The following is a 16,628-nucleotide window of genomic DNA, read 5'->3' as shown; positions in this document are numbered from 1 at the left end:
TGACGCCGACCGACCAGCTGCGAGCGATGTCCGAGGAGCACAGCGCGCGCAACTACCATCCGCTGCCGATCGTGGTCGCCGACGCCGAAGGGGTGTGGCTGACCGACGTCGAGGGGCGCCGCTACCTGGACATGCTGGCCGCCTACTCGGCGGTCAACTTCGGGCACCGCAACCCGCGGCTCACCGCGGCCGCCCGGCGGCAGCTCGACCGGGTCACGCTGGTGAGCCGGGCCTTCGACCACGACCAGTTCGGGCCGTTCGTGACCGAGCTGGCGGAGCTGTGCGGCAAGGACATGGTCCTGCCGATGAACAGCGGCGCCGAGGCCGTCGAGTCCGCGCTGAAGACCGCCCGCAAGTGGGGCTACGAGGTCAAGGGCGTGCCGGCGGAGCAGGCGAACATCATCACGTTCGAGGGCAACTTCCACGGCCGCACCACCACGATCATCAGCTTCTCCACCGACCCGGACGCGAAGGACTCCTACGGGCCCTACACGCCGGGCTTCCGGACCGTGCCCTACGGGGACGTGGACGCGCTGAAGGCCGCCATCGACGCCTCCACCGTGGGCGTGCTGGTCGAGCCGATCCAGGGCGAGGCCGGCGTGAACGTCCCGCCGAGCGGGTTCCTGCGCGCGGTCCGCGAGCTGTGCACGGCCAACGGCGCCCTGATGATCGCGGACGAGGTCCAGTCGGGGCTCGGGCGCACCGGCACCACGTTCGCCGTCGAGCACGAGGGCGTCGTCCCGGACGTCTACGTCCTCGGCAAGGCCCTCGGCGGCGGCATCGTGCCGGTCTCGGCGGTGGTCGCGGACCGCGACGTGCTCGGCGTGTTCAGGCCGGGGCAGCACGGCTCGACGTTCGGCGGGAACCCGCTCGCCTGCGCGATCGGCCGCGAGGTCGTCGCGATGCTGCGGACCGGCGAGTTCCAGGAGCGGTCCCGGACGCTCGGCGCGCACATGCACGAGCGCCTCGGCGGGCTGCTCGGCGGCGAGGTCCGCGAGGTGCGCGGGCGCGGCCTGTGGGCGGGCATCGAGCTGGCGGGGCGGGCCCGCCCGGTCAGCGAGCGGCTGATGGAGCGCGGCGTGCTCGCGAAGGAGACGCACGAGACCACGCTCCGGCTGGCCCCGCCGCTGGTGATCAGTCCGGCGGACCTGGACTGGGCGCTGGACCAGCTCGAAGCCGCCCTCAAGGGCTGACCGGGAGCCGGGCCCGCGCGAGCCGGGCGGCCGCCGGTCAACGGCGATCGGCGGCCCCCTCCCGGCGACCCGCCGGGCGTCCCGGCACGGCCGCCGGGCGAGCCCATCACGGCGGGCCCCAGTTCCGTCAAAGACTTGCCCGAAGGCCTGCCCGGCGCCGCCGCCCGCACGGTGCCCGCGGGCAGGCTGTCCCGCATGCTGGAGAGCGGGAGCAGGCGGCGGGTACTGATCGGCTGCGGCGTGCTGGCGCTGGGCCTCGTGACCCTGCTCGGCGGCGGCGCCTACTGGCTGCAGCGCGCCTACGACGGGCAGATCAGGCGGATCTCGGGCGCGCTGCCGACCGACCGCTCCCGGCCCGCCGCCGGAGACGGCGAGAACTGGCTGCTGATCGGCTCCGACCGGCGTGCCGACCAGCCGTCGATGGGCGCCCGGGCGGACACGATCATGCTCGTCCACCTGTCCGGGCGCGGCGACCGGGTCTCGGTGATCGCGATCCCCCGGGACGGCTGGGTGCCCGTTCCCGGGCACGGCACCACGAAGATCAACTCCGCGTTCGCGTACGGCGGTCCGTCCCTGCTGATCCGGTCGGTGGAGCAGCTGAGCGGCCTGCGCGTCGACCACTACGCGTCCCTCGACTTCACCGGCTTCGTCAAGATGACCGACGCGCTCGGCGGCGTGGACGTGACCGTGACCAAGCGCACCCACGACCCCATGCACGACCGCACGTGGCCCGCCGGGCGCCAGCACCTGGACGGCGTCGAGGCGCTCGACTTCGTCCGGCAGCGGTGGAACCTGCCGGGCGGCGATCTCGACCGGATCAAGCGCCAGCAGGCGTTCCTGCACGCGCTGGCCGCCAAGGCGATGGACACCCGCAACCCCCTGCGGATGGACCGGTTCATCCGCGCCGCGACCCGGTCGGTCACCGTGGACGACTCGGTGTCGTCCGCGACGCTGCGCGCCCTGGCGGCGCGGGTCGCGCACGTCTCGCTGATGGAGTACCTCACGGCGCCCGTCGCGGGGACCGCGGAGCGCGGCGGGCAGAGCGTCGTCCTGCTGGACGACGCGCGGGCGCGGCAGCTCTTCACGGCCGTCAGGCAGGACCGGATCGGCGACTACGTGACCCGCAACGGCGCCGCCAACGCGGTCGAGACCGTCCGCTGACCGGTCGAGACCGTCCGCTAACCCTCGCCGGGCCCTAGCCGGCATGCCGGTGAGCCACATGCCACCGATCCGGACATGTCGGAGACCACGGATTTCCGTCGACAATGGTCGTCTGGGTGGATTAGTCTATGTGGACTAATCGACGTCGACCAAAGGGCCGCCATGTCCCGACCCCTCACGCCGCTCGCGCTGACCGTCCTGCGCATGCTGTGCGACGGGCCGATGCACCCGTACGAGATGCAGCAGCGCATCCGCGACCACGCCTACGACGTGGCCGTGAAGATCACGCACGGGTCGCTCTACCACTCGGTGGAGCGGCTCGCGGCGGCCGGCCTGATCGAGCCGCTGGAGACGAGCCGGGAGGGCCGCCGGCCCGAGCGGACCGTCTACGCGGTCACGAGCGCCGGACGGGACGCGGCCGAGATGCGGCTGGGCGAGCTGCTCGCCAAGCCCGCCGAGGAGTTCCCGCTCTTCGGCACCGGGCTGGCGTTCGTCAACCTCCTGCCGGAGGCCGAGGTCGCCACGCGGCTTCGGTGGCGGGTCATCGCGCTGGAGGCGGAGGTCGCGGCGCACCAGACGATGTACGACACGCTGCGCAAGCGTCCCATCGAGCGGTGGAAGCTGCTCGACCACGAATGGACGCTCGCCCGCGCCCGCTGCGAGCTCGACTTCGCCCGGGGCCTGGCCGACGACCTGGAGTCCGGGCGGCTCACCTGGCGGGACGACGAGCGCGCGAGCAGGCGCTGCGCGCCGCAGGGGCACCCCCGGTCCGACGACGCACACGACGATGAGAAGGGGCACTCATGAGCAGATGGCGCGGTAACCCCTGGGCGATCCTGCTGACACTCTCGCTCGGTTTCTTCATGACGCTGCTCGACCTGACGATCGTGAACATCGCGATCCCGAGCATGCTCGACAAGCTGGAGGCCTCGCTCGACGAGGTGCTCTGGGTGGTCAACGCCTACGTGCTGGTGCTGGCCGTGCTGCTGATCACCGCGGGCCGGCTCGGCGACCTGTGGGGCAAGAAGAACCTGTTCATCGCCGGGGTGGCGGTGTTCACGCTGGCGAGCCTGGCGTGCGGGATCGCGCAGGACCCCACCCAGCTGATCGCCGCCCGGGCCGTGCAGGGCCTCGGCGCGGCGCTGCTGATGCCGCAGACGATGTCGATCATCATCAACGTGTTCCCGCCGGAGCGGCGCGGCGCCGCGCTCGGCGTGTGGGGCGCGGTGGCCGGGGTGTCGACCATCGCGGGCCCGACCGTCGGCGGCCTGCTGGTCACCAGCCTCGACTGGCGGTGGATCTTCTTCGTGAACCTGCCGATCGGGATCCTCGTGCTCGCCATGGCCGTGCCGATCCTGCCGGGCCACACCCGCACCGTGAGGCACCGCTTCGACGTCCTCGGGGTGCTGCTGGCGTCCGCCGCCCTGTTCTGCCTGGTGTTCGCGCTGACCGAGGGCCAGAAGTACGACTGGAACGAGGGCATCTGGGGCCTGATCGCGGCGTCCGCGGCGCTGTTCGCCGTCTTCGTCGTGCACCAGCGCGGCCAGCAGGACCGCGAGCCGCTCGTCCCGTTCTCGCTGTTCCGGGACCGCAACTTCACGATCCTCAACTTCGTCGGCGCGGCCGTGTCGATCGGCATGATCGGGATGTTCCTGCCGCTGACGATCTACATGCAGTCCGTGCTGGGCTACAGCGCGCTGAAGGCCGGGCTCGTCATCGCGCCGTCCTCGCTGATGTCGATGTTCCTGGCGCCGGTGGCGGGCAAGCTGTCGGACCGCGTCGGCGGCAAGTTCATCCTCATGGGCGGGCTCACCCTCTACGCCCTCGGCATGCTGTGGATCGTCGCCCTCGCCGACGTCGGGACGAGCTGGCCCACGTTCATCCCCGCGTTCATCGTGGCCGGGATCGGCATCGGCGGCGTGTTCGCCCCGATGGCGACCGAGGCGACCCGGAACGTTCCGCCGGCCCTCGCGGGCGCGGCCTCGGGCGTCAACAACACCATCCGGCAGGTCGGCTCGGTGCTCGGCAGCGCCGCGGTCGGCGCCGTCCTGCAGAACCGGCTCGCGGTCTCCCTCAAGGACGAGGCGGCCGCCCGCGCCGGGGCCCTGCCGCCGCAGGCGCGGGGCGGGTTCGTGGACGGCTTCGCCGCCGCCGCCAAGGGCGGCCTGGAGGTCGGCGCCGGGCAGACCGGCGCCCAGCAGAAGCTCCCGCCGGGCACCTCGCCGTCCGTGGCGCACCGCGTCCAGGAGCTCGCGGGGCAGGTGTTCTCGCACGGCTTCGTGCACGCGCTCAAGCCGACCATGGCCCTGCCGATCGTCGTCATGCTGCTCGCCGCCGCCGCGTGCCTCGGTGTGAAGGGCTACCGCTCCCCGGCGGCGCCGGCCGAGGCCCCGGCCGAGACCGCCGACCTCTCCTAGGGACGATGCTCCTGGAGACGACGCTCCTGGAGACGATGCGCTCGCGCGGTGCGCTCCGGCCACCGCGCGGGCGCCTCCGGGCCGGACCGCTCGGCCGGACCGCTCAGGCGAGGGTGCGGTAGGCGCCCTCGTAGTAGAGGAGGGGCCTGCCGTCCGGGTCCGGGACGTCCAGGCCGAGGACCTCGCCGACCACGATGCTGTGGTCGCCGCCGTCGTGGACGGCGTGGGTGCGGCACTCCAGGGCGGCGACGGCCCGCGAGAAGACCGCCGCGCCGGTCGCGGGCCCGCGGGTGTGCTCCCAGCCCTCGAGCTGGCCGTCCAGCGTGCGGCCCCGGGTCGCGAACCACTGGGACGCGTCGCGCATGTCCTCGGTGAGGACCGACACCGCCCACTCCCCGGCGTCGAGGACGACGTCGTGGAAGCGGGCGGCCTTCTCGACGCACACCAGGACGAGCAGCGGGTCGAGCGACACCGAGGTGAAGGCGTTGACCGTCATCGCGTGGTCGGTGCCGTCCCTGACCGCCGTCACGATCGCGACGCCCGTCGCGAACCTGCCCACCACCTGCCGGTACAGCGCCGGGTCGACGTCCCGCCCGGCCGCCGCCGCGGGAGGCGTCCGGAGGCGGGGATCGGCGGGAGGCCGGGCGCGCAGAGGGTCACTGGTCACAACGGATTCACTGTACCCAGCGCCTTACCCGCGGGTACGCGCCGCCCTTCCCAGAAGCCACTGGCCGGACGGCCCGGCGGCCGGCACGAGCGACACCGCGACCACCGCGGCCACCATGCCGCCGATGATGTAGACGTATCCGGCGAGCGTCGCCGGGATGACGAGGTCGCCCTCCGGCCGCTGCATGGACATGACGAACGCCACGACGCCCCACACGATCCCGGGGACCGCGGCGCCGAGCCGCCGGCCCATCCCCCAGCCCGCGAGCCGCACCATCCCGAAGACGAGCACGACGAGCACGACGGACGCGGCCGGGACGTCGCCGACCGTCCAGTCCTGGGCGAAGGACCCCACGAGCCCGAAGAGCCCGCCGACGAGCCCGAGGGCGGCGTACGCGGCACCGGACACGAACGCCTCGACCGGCCCGTCCCCCGCCGGGGCCGCCGCGTCGTCGGCGTCGTCGGGCGCCAGGGAGATGCCCGAGGCGGCCGCGGGGGTCTTCGGGGGCGTGTCCGCCGGCGGGCCGTCCTTGGCCAGGCTCACCCGTGCCTCGTCGTCCTTGTCCACGGACGTCAGGGTATCCAGCCCTTCGGGCGCGCGGGCCGCTCAGGCGCGCGCGTCACGCAGGCCGGCGAACAGGTCGCGCTCCCGCCGCCCCGGCCCGACCGGCCCGAGCTCGCCGTCCTGGAGGATGAAGTACTCGGTGCCGAACGCCTGCTGGCCCAGGTTGTTGGACAGCGCGAAGTAGGGGCCGACCTCCTCGGGCGCCACGACGACCTGGGTGCGGTGGGCGCGCAGGGCGGCGAGCTTGGCGGGCAGGTGGCCGCGGGCGTCCACCATCGTGGTCACGGCGTCGTCGGGGACGCCGGAGCCGAGCTCGTCCAGGCCCGCGACGCGCGCGAACGGCAGCTTCTTCTCGCGCATCACGGCGATCGCGCGGGCGAGGACGGTGCGCGGGGTGGCGTAGGCGTAGAACTTCGCGGCCCGCCAGGGCTCGGCGCCGTCCCCGTGGGACGGGTCGGCGGCGAGCTCGAACGCGCGCCGGGTGACGCGGTGCGCCTGGATGTGGTCGGGATGCCCGTAGTTGCCGCGGTCGTCGTAGGTGACGATCACCTGCGGCCGGACCTCGCGGACGACCGCGGCGAGCGCGGCGGCGGCCTCGTCCACGTCGGCCCGCCAGAAGCAGCGCGGGTCGTCGTTCGTGGGGGCGCCCATCATGCCGGAGTCGCGCCAGCGGCCCGCGCCGCCGAGGAACCGGTGGTCGCGCACGCCGAGCGCCGCGCACGCCTCCGCGAGCTCCCCGATGCGGTACTCGCCGAGGGCGTCCTCCTTGTCGGAGGCCAGATGGCGCAGCTCGTCGGGGATGACCTCGCCCTCCTCGCCCAGCGTGCAGGTGACGAGACAGACGTGGGCGCCCTCGGCGGCGTACTTGGCCATGGTCGCCCCGGTCCCGATGGACTCGTCGTCCGGATGGGCGTGGACGAACAGGATCCGCGGCTCCTTCATAGTCAACGAGCCTACTCAGGGCACGAACCCGCGGCGATGACCGCCCTACCCGACCTCTCTCGTCCCGGCGCCGCCTCCGCCGCCGCCTCCGCTGCCGCCCTGGCCGCCCTGGCCGCCGGTGCCGCCGTCGCCTCCGGTGGGCGTGCTCGTGGTCGGGGGCGCCTCGCTGGTCGGCGGCGCGCTGGTCGTGGGCTCGCGCGTCGTGGGACGGCTCGTCGGGATCTTCGTGGTCGGCTCCACGGTGGGGAGCCGGGTGTGCGTGCGGGACGGCTCGGGCTCCGGCTCCGACGACTCGTCGCTCGGCGTCTCCGACGCCGACTCGGACTCGCTGACCGTCGGCGACGTCTGGTCGTTCGGGCTGTCGTTGCTCCCGCGGTTCGCCATGAACAGGCCGACGACGAGCGCCAGCGCGGCGATCGCGAGCACGGCCGCGACGATCGGCCACTTGGACCTGCGCTCCGGCTCGAAGCCGTCGTACCCGGTGCCGCCCGGCCGCCCGCCGTAGGGCGGCCGCTGCACGGGCGGCAGCGTGCCGGTGTAGTCGCGCGGCGCCACGGGCCGGGTCTGCTGGCCGCCCGGCCCTCCCGGGCCGCCCATCATCGCGCCCGCGGCGGCGCCCGCGGCCGCCCCGGCGGCGAGCGTCCTGCCCTCCGCCATCAGCGAGGTGGCCTGCGCCGGGTCGTCCATGCGGGTCTGCCCGGCGCCGCCGGGACCGCTGCCGATCAGCGCCATCATCAGCTGCTGCGCGGTCGGCCGCCGCTCGGGCTCCTTGACCAGGCACGCGGCGACCAGCCGGTGCAGGTCGGCGGGCACGCCCTCCAGCGACGGCGGCTCGTGCATCACCCGGTTGATCACCGCGACGACGGTGTCGTCGCCGAAGGGCGGGCGTCCGGTCGCGGCGAACACCATCGTGGTGGCCCACGCCCAGACGTCGACGGCCTCGGTCAGCGTCGCGCCGGCGACCTGCTCGGGCGCCATGTAGGACGGGGTGCCGATCGCCTTGGTCGCGGCGGTCTGCCCGGTGTCCAGCGCCCGCGCGATGCCGAAGTCGATCACCCGCGGGCCGTCCGGCGCCATGATGACGTTGTGCGGCTTGAAGTCGCGGTGCACGATCCCGGCCTGGTGGATCGCCACCAGCGCGGTCGCGGTGCCGATCGCGAGCCGGTCGAGCGGGGCGCCGGTGATCGGGCCGGTCTCGGTCACCTGCTTGTACAGGGACGGGCCCGGGACGTACTCGCTCGCGATGTAGGGCTGGTCGCCGGCGACGTCGGCCTCCAGCACCTGCGCGGTGCAGAACCGCGCGACCTGCTTGGCCGCCTGCGCCTCGCGCACGAACCGGTTGCGCGCCGAGGCGTCCCCGGCGAGGTCCGCGCGCAGCAGCTTGATGGCGGCCCTGTTCCCGGAGGCGTCGACCCCGCCGTAGACGACGCCCTGGCCGCCCTCGCCGAGCCGTTCGACGATCTCGTACGAGCCCAGCCGCCGGGGATCTCCCGGCTGCAGCTCCGGCATTGACCACTCCTTAGCGCCCGCGACGACGACCTGTTCGACGAAGCTTCCGAAGTATTGCGCGATGTTCGGCGAAGCTCTGAGCTTACGCGAGCGCGGACCGGGCCACGGGGCGTTCCCCGGCCGCGAGCGACGACCCGTGATCATAGGGCCCCGGCGGGCGCCGTGCGCCGTACTTCCGGAGGCTCCGGCTGCTGGCAGACTCGGGTGCCATGAGCATCAGCTACCCGCGGCAGAGCGCCCGCACCCGGCGGTTCACCCTCGGCGTCCCGCGCGCCTTCCAGATCGCGCCGGACGGGGCGCGCGTGGCGTTCCTGCGCACCAGGGCGGGGGACGATCCCGTGACCTGCCTGTGGACGCTCGACACGGCCACCGGCGAGGAGCGGCTCGTCGCCGATCCGGCCGCGCTCGACGTGCCCGGCGAGGAGGATCTGCCCGCCGAGGAGCGCGCGCGGCGCGAGCGGGCCCGCGAGCAGGCAGGCGGCATCGTCGGGTACGCGACCGACCGGGCGATGCGGCAGGCCGTGTTCACCCTCGGCGGGCGCCTCTGCGTCGCCGACCTCGGCACGGGCCGGGTCCGGGAGCTGCCCGCGCGGGAGCCGGTCTTCGACCCGCGTCCCGATCCGGCCGGGCGCCGCGTCGCCTACGTGTCCGGCAGGACGCTGCGGGTCATCGAGATGGACGGCAGCGGCGACCGGGCGCTCGTCCAGCCCGAGTCCGACCAGGTGTCGTACGGCCTCGCCGAGTTCGTCGCGGCCGAGGAGATGAACCGGATGCGCGGCTACTGGTGGTCCCCGGACGGCGGGACGCTGCTGGTCGCCCGGGTCGACGAGACGCCGGTGCAGCGCTGGCACATCGCCGACCCGGCCAACCCGGACCGGACCCCGGCCGAGGTCGCCTACCCCGCCGCGGGGACGCCCAACGCGCTGGTGTCGCTCGCCCTGCTCAAGGTGGACGGCGGCCGTGTCGGGGTCGCCTGGGACCGCGGCGAGTTCCCCTACGTCGTCACCGCCTCCTGGGACCGGCACGGCCTCCTGATCGTCGTGCAGCCCCGCGACCAGCGGTCCCAGCGGGTCCTGAAGGTGGACCCGTCCAACGGCGAGACGTCGCTGCTGCACAACGAGCACGACCCCGTGTGGACGGAGATCGTCCCCGGCATCCCCGCCCGCACCGACGGCGGCGCCCTCGTCTGGGTCACCGAGGACCGGGAGACCGACACGCGCCGCATCACCGTCGCGGGCGAGCCCGTGACGCCGGGCGGCCTCCAGGTCCGCTCGGTCCTCGGCGTGGACGGCGACTCGATCCTGTTCACCGCGTCCGAGGAGCCCACCGAGATCCACCTGTACTCGCTGGACGGCGGCGAGGTGTCGCGCCTCACCGAGGGGCGCGGCGTGTTCGGCGGCACCCGGTCCGGCGGGACGACCGTGGTGACGGGCGCGCGGCTGGACCGCCCCGGCGCCGAGATCGAGGTGCGGACGGCGTCCGGGGTCCGGTCGGTCCTCTCCTACGCCGAGACGCCGGTGATCACGCCGCGGGTGGAGCTGCTCCGCGCCGGCGACCGCGGGATCCGCACCGCCGTGCTGCTGCCCACCGGCTGGGAGCCGGGCCAGGGGCGCCTGCCCGTGCTCCTCGACCCCTACGGCGGCCCGCACGCGCAGCGGGTCCTCGCCGTCCAGCGGGCCTACTGCGAGGCGCAGTGGCTGGCCGACCAGGGCTTCGCCGTCGTCATCGCCGACGGGCGCGGCACCCCCGGGCGCGGGCCGGTGTGGGAGCGCGCGGTCCGCGGCGACTTCGCCGGGCCCGTCCTGGAGGACCAGATCTCCGCGCTGATGGAGGCCGCCCGGGCGCACCCGGCCGCGCTCGACCTCGACCGGGTCGGCGTCCGCGGCTGGTCGTTCGGCGGCTGGCTCGCGGCCCTCGCCGTCCTGTGCCGCCCGGACGTGTTCCACGCGGGCATCGCGGGCGCCCCGGTGACCGACTGGCGGCTGTACGACACCCACTACACCGAGCGCTACCTCGGCCACCCCGACGAGGAGCCGGAGAACTACGACGCGAACTCCCTCATCGGGATGGCCGGGAAGCTCGAACGGCCCCTGATGATCATCCATGGGCTGGCGGACGACAACGTGGTGGCGGCCCACACCCTGCGCCTGTCGTCCGCGCTGGTCGCCGCGGGCCGCCCGCACACCGTCCTGCCGCTGTCCGGCGTCACCCACATGACGCCGCAGGAGGTCGTCGCCGAGAACCTCCTGCTGCTCCAGGTCGACTACCTGAGGTCGGCGCTCTCCCGCTGACTCCCGGCGCCGTGCCAGGACGACCACAGGGCCGCGTACGAGCCGCCCGCGGCGATGAGCTCGTCGTGGGTGCCGAGCTCGGTCACGCGGCCGTCCTCCACCACGGCGACGCGGTCGGCGTCGTGCGCGGTGTGGAGGCGGTGCGCGATCGCGACGACGGTCCGGCCGTCGAGGACGGCGGCGAGCGAGCGCTCCAGGCGGCGGGCGGCGCGCGGGTCCAGCAGCGAGGTCGCCTCGTCGAGCACCAGCGTGTGCGGGTCGGCGAGGACGAGGCGCGCCAGCGCGAGCTGCTGGGCCTGCGCCGGCGACAGCGTCTCGCCTCCGGTCCCGGCCGCTCCGGCCTTGGCCCCGGCTCCGGCCGCGCCTTCGCCGACGACGGCGTCCAGGCCGGGGCCGTCCCAGTCGACCGCCGCGAGGACCCGCGCCAGCTCGTCGTCGGTGGCGTCGGGACGGGCCAGCACGAGGTTGTCGCGGAGGGTCCCGCGGAACACGTGGTGCTCCTGCGTGACCAGCGCGACGTGGCCGCGCAGCTCGTCCAGCGGCAGCTCGACGAGCGGCATCCGCCCGTCCGGGGCGTGCCCGTCCCCGTCGTCGGGGCCGAGTGCGACCTCGCCCGCGCGGGGGCCGTCCACGCCCGCGAGCAGGCGCCCGAGCGTCGACTTGCCCGCGCCGCTCGGCCCGACCATCGCCAGCCGCTCCCCCGGGCGCAGATCGAGGTCGACGCCGTGCAGGACGTCCCGCCCGGGCCGGTAGGCGTAGCGGACGCCGCGCGCCGTGATCCGCTCCCCCGGCGGACGGCGCCCGTTCGGCGTCCGGTCCGGGGGCACCTCGCCCACGCCCAGGAGGCGCGCCAGCGACGCGCCGCCGAGCTGCAGCTCGTCCAGCCAGTTGAGGAGCGTCTCGATCGGGCCGATGAGCTGCTGGACGTACAGCGTCGCCGCGGTCACCTGCGCCAGCGACGCGTGCCCGTGGACGTAGAGCAGGCCGCCCACGAGGAGCGTCGCCGCGACCGGCAGCACGAACCCGATCTCGATCACGGGCAGGAGCACCATGCGCAGCCGCAGCGTGTACCGCTCGATCGCGTACGAGGCGGCGATGTCCCGGTCGCCGCGCGCGTGCCGCCGCTCCGCGAGGCCGAGCGCCTCGACCGTCCGCGCGCCGTGGACGGTCTCCGTGAGCCCGTCGGTCAGCTCCGCCCACGCCGCGTTCTCCCGCAGGTAGCCCGCGTGGGCGCGCGGCAGGTACCAGCGCATCACGCCCCACAGCAGCGGGACCGCGACGAGGCACGGCAGCGCCACCAGCGGGCCGGTGAGCACCAGCGCGCCGGCGGTGAACGCGACCACCACGGCGGCGACGAGCGTCTCCGGGACGGCGTAGCGGACGGACGTGCTCAGCGCGTCCACGTCCCGGGACGTGCGGGTGACGAGGTCCCCGGTCCCGGCGCGCTCGACCGTGGACAGCGGCAGCTCCAGCACCCGGTCGACGAACTCCTCGCGCAGCTCGGCCAGCACCCGCTCGCCCAGCCGCGCGGACGCGTAGTAGGCGTACCTGACCAGCACGCCCTGCGCGACGACGAACGCGGCGATGGCGAGGCCCGCCCGGTCGATGTGGGCCCCGCCGTCCCGGACGCCCTCCACGAGGTCGCCGAGCAGCCGCGGCGCGACCAGCCCCGTGACGGCGGCCAGCGCGTGCAGCCCCAGCGCCCCCGCGAGGGCCCGCGGATGTCGGAGCGTCAACCGGCGCGCGTACGCCCGCACCTGGGCGGGCGTGGCCACCGGCAGGATCTCGGTGCTCACGGCTTCCTGGCCTTCCTCTCCTGCCTACGTGTCATGTCGGGACCGGGGGTGTCGTGCCGGGAGGCGCTCAGGCACGCGGGGCGGCTTCCTCGCGGGTGACCGCGGCCGCGTAGCGCGGCTCCGCCTCCAGCAGGTCCCGGTGCGTGCCCTCGGCGACGACCAGGCCGTCCTGGACGAAGGCGACGTGGTCGGCGCGGTCCAGCATCAGCGGGCTCGTGGTGGCGACCACCGTGGTGCGGCCCGCGCGCGCCGGGCCGAGCCGGGCGGCGATCCGCGCCTCCGTGTGCGCGTCCACGGCGCTGGTCGGCTCCACCAGGACGAGGACCTCCGGGTCGGCGGCGAGCACCCGGGCGAGCCGCAGGCGCTGCTGCTGCCCGCCGGAGAACTCCCGCCCGGCCTCGGCGACGTGCGCGTCCAGGCCGGTCGAGGCGACGATGTCCTCGGCACTGGCCGCCCGGAGCGCCTCCGCCAGCACGTCTTCGTCCGTTGGGAGGGCGTCCGGTGGGGCGAGGGTCTCGGCGAGCGGTCCGGAGAACAGGCGGTCCTCGTTGACCGCCACGACGATCCGCTCCCTGACGTCCGCGACCGTCCGCAGCGGGACGCCGCCGAAGTCGACCTCGCCGGGCGCGTAGCCGCCGAGCCGGTCGGCGATCGCCTGCGCGTCCCGCGGGTCGGCCGCCGCGATCGCGGTGACCCGCCCCGGCCGCACCACCAGCCCCGACGGGATGTCGATCAGCTCCGCCGGCGCGGCCGGACGGGCCGTCCCGGCCGGCCGCTCCGGCTCGACTCCCAGCAGCCGCACCACCCGGCCCGCCGCGACCAGCCCCTTGGTGATCTTCCCGGCGGCCTCGCCGAGCGTCTTCAGCGGCCCGATCAGGAACACCGCGTAGCCGTAGAAGGCGACGAGCTGCCCCGCGCTGATCGAGCCCGCCGCGGCGAACCGCGCGCCCGTCCAGGTCACGAGCGCGACCAGCAGGCCCGGCAGCAGCACCTCGGCGCCGCTCAGCCGCGACTCGGCCCGCGCCACCGCCACCCCGGCCGCCCGCACCCGCTGCGACTCCTCCCGGTACCGTCCGGCGAACAGCCCCTCGCCGCCGACGCCGCGCAGCACCCGCAGGCCCGCCACGAGGTCCGTCGCGCGGCCGGTGAGCTCGCCGACCAGCTCCCGGTGGTCCTGCTCGCGCTCGCGGTAGGGGCGCAGCAGCGGCGCCGCCAGCAGCAGGATCAGCGGCACCCCGACCAGGACGATCAGGCCCAGCGGCAGCGACGTGGCCAGCAGGATCCCCGCGACGACGACGATCCCGACGACCGCGCCCGACCCCCGCGCGACGATGTCGAGGGCCTCGCCGACGTGCGCGACGTCCGTGATGCCGACGCTCACGACCTCGCCGGCGCCGAGCCGCTTCGGCAATGTCCCGCCGAGCCGGGTCGCCTGCCTGGTGACGACCTGCACCGTCCGGTAGGCGGCGGCCAGCCAGTTGTAGACCGCGAACCGGTGCCGCATGACCCCGGACGCGGCCTGCACGGCACCGAGCCCGAGCAGGGCGGCGGACCAGGCCAGCAGCGCCCGCTCGTCCTTCGCCGCCAGGCCCTCGTCGACGGCGCGGCCGATCACGGCCGGCATGAGCGCCTGGCTGAGCATCCAGGTCACGCCGAGGGCGGCGGCGACCGCGGCGCTCCGCCACTGGGCGCGCAGCAGCCACAGCAGGTAGCGGGCGGGGGATCTGCGGTCGGGGCTGCCTGGATCCTTCTCCGGCAACGACTTCACCGGACGAAGATATGCACGGAACGCCCCCCGGCTCGAACGATTTTTTAGGCGCCCGGAATGTCCGGGACGTCCGGGCGACGGCCCCACCGGGATGCGTCGGACCGCGAGAAGACGCTAAGGTCGGGGGTCACGGAGCGAAGCCTCGCCGCTCCTTGAGCCGGGACTCTGGCGGCCGAGCCCACGCCGCCGCCCCGGCGCGGCCCGCCTTCCGTCCTGCTCCCGCAGGAATAAAGGGAACGGACCGGCCGTTGCCAGTGCCGTCGCCAGCCCCGACTCTGGAAGCCTTTGTGAGCACTCTCAGTCATCAGACGCGCACCCCCATGTCAGGGGCCGAGGAGCGCATCGACCTGCTCCTCATCGACGACGACCCCTCGGACGTCCTCATGGTCGAGCGGATGCTCGCCGACACGGGGCTGGACATGAGGATCAGCGTCGCCCGGGACCTCGGCACGGCCCGCCGCCTGCTGACCCGCCGCACCCAGTGCATCATCGTGGACCTGTCCACCCCCGGCATCGACCGGCTGGACGGGCTGCGCCAGGTGCTGGCCATGTCCGGTCCCGCCGCCGTCGTCGTCCTGACCGGCCTCGACGACGCCCACCTCGGCGTCCGGGCGGTCGCGGCCGGCGCCGAGGACTACCTGGTCAAGCAGGAGGTGGACGGCCCGCTGCTGGCCCGCGCCGTCCGCTACTCGATCGAGCGCAAGCGCGCCGAGGAGACCGAGCGGCGGCTCGTCGAGGCGCGCATCCTCGGCCGCGAGAACGCGCGGCTGGAGCGCGGGCTGCTGCCCGTCCCGCTGATCGACGACCCGACGCTGCGGCACAACACCCGCTACCGGCCCGGCCGCCGCCGGGCGCTGCTGGGCGGCGACTTCTACGACACCGTGCAGACCGAGGGCGGCGCGGTGCACCTGGTGATCGGCGACGTCTGCGGGCACGGCCCCGACGAGGCCGCGCTCGGCGTCCAGCTCCGGATGGCCTGGCGGACGCTGGTCCTCGCCGGGCACACCGGCGAGCAGCTCCTCGGCACGCTCGACACGGTGCTCGGGCACGAGCGCCGCAGCGAGGAGATCTTCACCACCCTCTGCATGATCACGATCGCGCCGTCGCGGCGCACCGCCCGGATGCACCTGGCCGGGCACCCGGCGCCGCTGCTGTTCCGCGACCTGCCCGGCGCGGGCGGCACCGAGGTGTCGGCGCTGCCCGACTACGCGCACGGCCCGGCGCTCGGCCTCGTCCCCGGCGCCGAATGGCCGACCACCGAGATCGACCTCGGCGAGTCCTGGAGCCTGATGCTCTACACGGACGGCCTGATCGAGGGCCGGACGGGCGCCGGCTCGGCGCGGCTCGGCACCGACGGCCTCCTCGGGCTCGCGCGCCGCGCCCGCGCCCGCGGCGCGGCGGGGCTCGCGCTGATCGACGAGCTGGTCGGCGAGGTCGAGCGCCTCAACGGCGACGCCCTGACCGACGACATGGCCGTCCTGCTGCTGTCCCGCCGCCCCTGACCAGCGCCACCCCGCGCCGCGCCGTCCTCAGCCGCGCGCGGCGGCTTCCTGCCGTCGCGGCCCGTCAGCAGGGGTCGAGGTACCAGACCGGGTACCAGTCGACGCCCACGACCTTGTTCGGGTCCGGCGGGATCCTCTGGAAGACGCTCCTGTCCCGCCGCCGGAGGATGGCCGTCGCGCCGAACTGGCTGTTGGCGGCGGCACCGGCGTCGATGAAGTTGGAGAGGCTGCGCTCGGTGCAGTAGTACAGCTCGTACACGGTGTGCTGGCCGTCGCCTTCACCGGCGGCCACGCACAGGTACTTGGGGCCGCAGTTCTCCAGGTAGTTCTGCCGCTGCGGCCCGCTCAGGTTGCGGTGCACCCTCTCCTGGCCGGGCGAGAACGGGGTCAGCGTCGGGGTCCAGTCCGGCGCCCGGGTACCGGACGCGCCCGAGCGCGCCCCGCCGCCCGGATCCGCCGCCCGCGCCGGCGCGGCGGAGACCGCGGACGCCGAGAACGCGACGGTGAGCGCGGCGCAGAAGGCCGGCACCCCCTTCCGCAGGACCCGGGACGTGCTTGCCGAGACCATGGTGATCACGACCTTTCCGGTTGGTGTGGGCCTTCGGAAGAGAGTCTTCGCGCCGGGGTGCCGCCTGTCCTTACCGCTGCGCGCACAGGCGTTCGTTCTGCGTGCACTCCCGTGAACCGGAACCGGAACCGCGACCGCCGGCGTCCGCATGCCGTCAATGTCTTCTTCGTCACTGCCGGAGAGAGTTCCCGGACGGTCTGTGAGGTCACTCACCACCGGCACGGCGCCAGAACGCGCCGAAGGCCCGCGC

General features: G+C 74.7%; 13 protein-coding genes. 6 read left to right on the top strand and 7 right to left on the bottom strand.

Translation table 11 applies throughout. The annotated features are described in order from the left end of the window. The first annotated feature begins 26 nt into the window (after positions 1–26). The 4 genes from rocD (at position 27) to E1300_RS17695 (ending at position 4,771) form a co-directional block, all read left to right on the top strand. The gene (gene rocD / locus E1300_RS17710; protein WP_165502887.1) at positions 27–1,193 is read left to right on the top strand and encodes an ornithine--oxo-acid transaminase; all 1,167 of its coding nucleotides are present in this window, start codon (positions 27–29) and stop codon (positions 1,191–1,193) included. A gap of 135 nt (positions 1,194–1,328) precedes the next feature. Further along, positions 1,329–2,354, top strand: coding sequence for an LCP family protein (locus E1300_RS17705; RefSeq protein ID WP_131758118.1), 1,026 nt, complete (start codon positions 1,329–1,331; stop codon positions 2,352–2,354). A gap of 162 nt (positions 2,355–2,516) precedes the next feature. Further along, positions 2,517–3,161: a PadR family transcriptional regulator gene (locus tag E1300_RS17700; protein ID WP_165502886.1), complete on the top strand. Its 645-nt coding sequence runs from the start codon at positions 2,517–2,519 to the stop codon at positions 3,159–3,161. Next, positions 3,158–4,771, top strand: a complete 1,614-nt coding sequence (locus E1300_RS17695) for a DHA2 family efflux MFS transporter permease subunit (protein ID WP_131758116.1) — start codon at positions 3,158–3,160, stop codon at positions 4,769–4,771. The genes E1300_RS17700 and E1300_RS17695 overlap by 4 nt, the downstream gene beginning before the upstream one ends. 103 nt (positions 4,772–4,874) lie before the next feature. Here the strand turns inward: E1300_RS17695 and E1300_RS17690 are convergent, their stop codons facing one another. The 4 genes from E1300_RS17690 to E1300_RS17675 are packed head-to-tail and all read right to left on the bottom strand — an operon-like array spanning position 4,875 to position 8,453. After that, positions 4,875–5,438 carry a flavin reductase family protein gene (locus E1300_RS17690; RefSeq protein ID WP_242619210.1) on the bottom strand — a complete coding sequence of 188 codons (564 nt, stop codon included), beginning with the start codon at positions 5,436–5,438 and terminating at the stop codon, positions 4,875–4,877. A gap of 24 nt (positions 5,439–5,462) precedes the next feature. After that, a complete protein-coding gene (locus E1300_RS17685) occupies positions 5,463–6,005 on the bottom strand; it encodes a DUF6113 family protein (RefSeq protein WP_131758115.1) in 543 nt (180 codons plus the stop codon). A gap of 39 nt (positions 6,006–6,044) precedes the next feature. After that, positions 6,045–6,944 (bottom strand): N-acetyl-1-D-myo-inositol-2-amino-2-deoxy-alpha-D-glucopyranoside deacetylase, encoded by a 900-nt coding sequence (gene mshB / locus E1300_RS17680; protein ID WP_131758114.1) that lies wholly within the window; start codon positions 6,942–6,944, stop codon positions 6,045–6,047. 45 nt (positions 6,945–6,989) lie between these two features. After that, positions 6,990–8,453, bottom strand: coding sequence for a serine/threonine-protein kinase (locus E1300_RS17675; protein WP_131758113.1), 1,464 nt, complete (start codon positions 8,451–8,453; stop codon positions 6,990–6,992). A 209-nt stretch (positions 8,454–8,662) separates the two neighbouring features. Between E1300_RS17675 and E1300_RS17670 the strand changes: the two genes are divergently transcribed. Beyond that, on the top strand, positions 8,663–10,744 hold the full coding sequence (locus tag E1300_RS17670; protein ID WP_131758112.1) for a S9 family peptidase: 2,082 nt from the start codon (positions 8,663–8,665) through the stop codon (positions 10,742–10,744). Here E1300_RS17670 and E1300_RS17665 read toward each other — a convergent pair. Further along, positions 10,717–12,540, bottom strand: coding sequence for an ABC transporter ATP-binding protein (locus tag E1300_RS17665; RefSeq protein WP_131758111.1), 1,824 nt, complete (start codon positions 12,538–12,540; stop codon positions 10,717–10,719). The two genes, E1300_RS17670 and E1300_RS17665, sit on opposite strands and share 28 nt — an antisense overlap. Before the next feature lie 67 nt (positions 12,541–12,607). After that, a complete protein-coding gene (locus E1300_RS17660) occupies positions 12,608–14,308 on the bottom strand; it encodes an ABC transporter transmembrane domain-containing protein (protein WP_131758110.1) in 1,701 nt (566 codons plus the stop codon). Between the two features lie 320 nt (positions 14,309–14,628). Here E1300_RS17660 and E1300_RS17655 point away from each other — a divergent pair, with 320 nt between their 5' ends. Next, complete coding sequence (locus E1300_RS17655; protein ID WP_131758109.1) at positions 14,629–15,810, top strand: PP2C family protein-serine/threonine phosphatase; 1,182 nt, start codon at positions 14,629–14,631, stop codon at positions 15,808–15,810. Positions 15,811–15,874: 64 nt separating this feature from the next. Here the strand turns inward: E1300_RS17655 and E1300_RS17650 are convergent, their stop codons facing one another. Next, on the bottom strand, positions 15,875–16,378 hold the full coding sequence (locus E1300_RS17650) for a hypothetical protein (RefSeq protein ID WP_131758108.1): 504 nt from the start codon (positions 16,376–16,378) through the stop codon (positions 15,875–15,877). Between the last annotated feature and the right edge of the window lie 250 nt (positions 16,379–16,628).

Source organism: Actinomadura fibrosa (assembly GCF_900659615.1).
Taxonomy (GTDB): Bacteria; Actinomycetota; Actinomycetes; order Streptosporangiales; family Streptosporangiaceae; genus Spirillospora; species Spirillospora fibrosa.
This window is presented reverse-complemented; position numbering and strand designations above follow the sequence as displayed.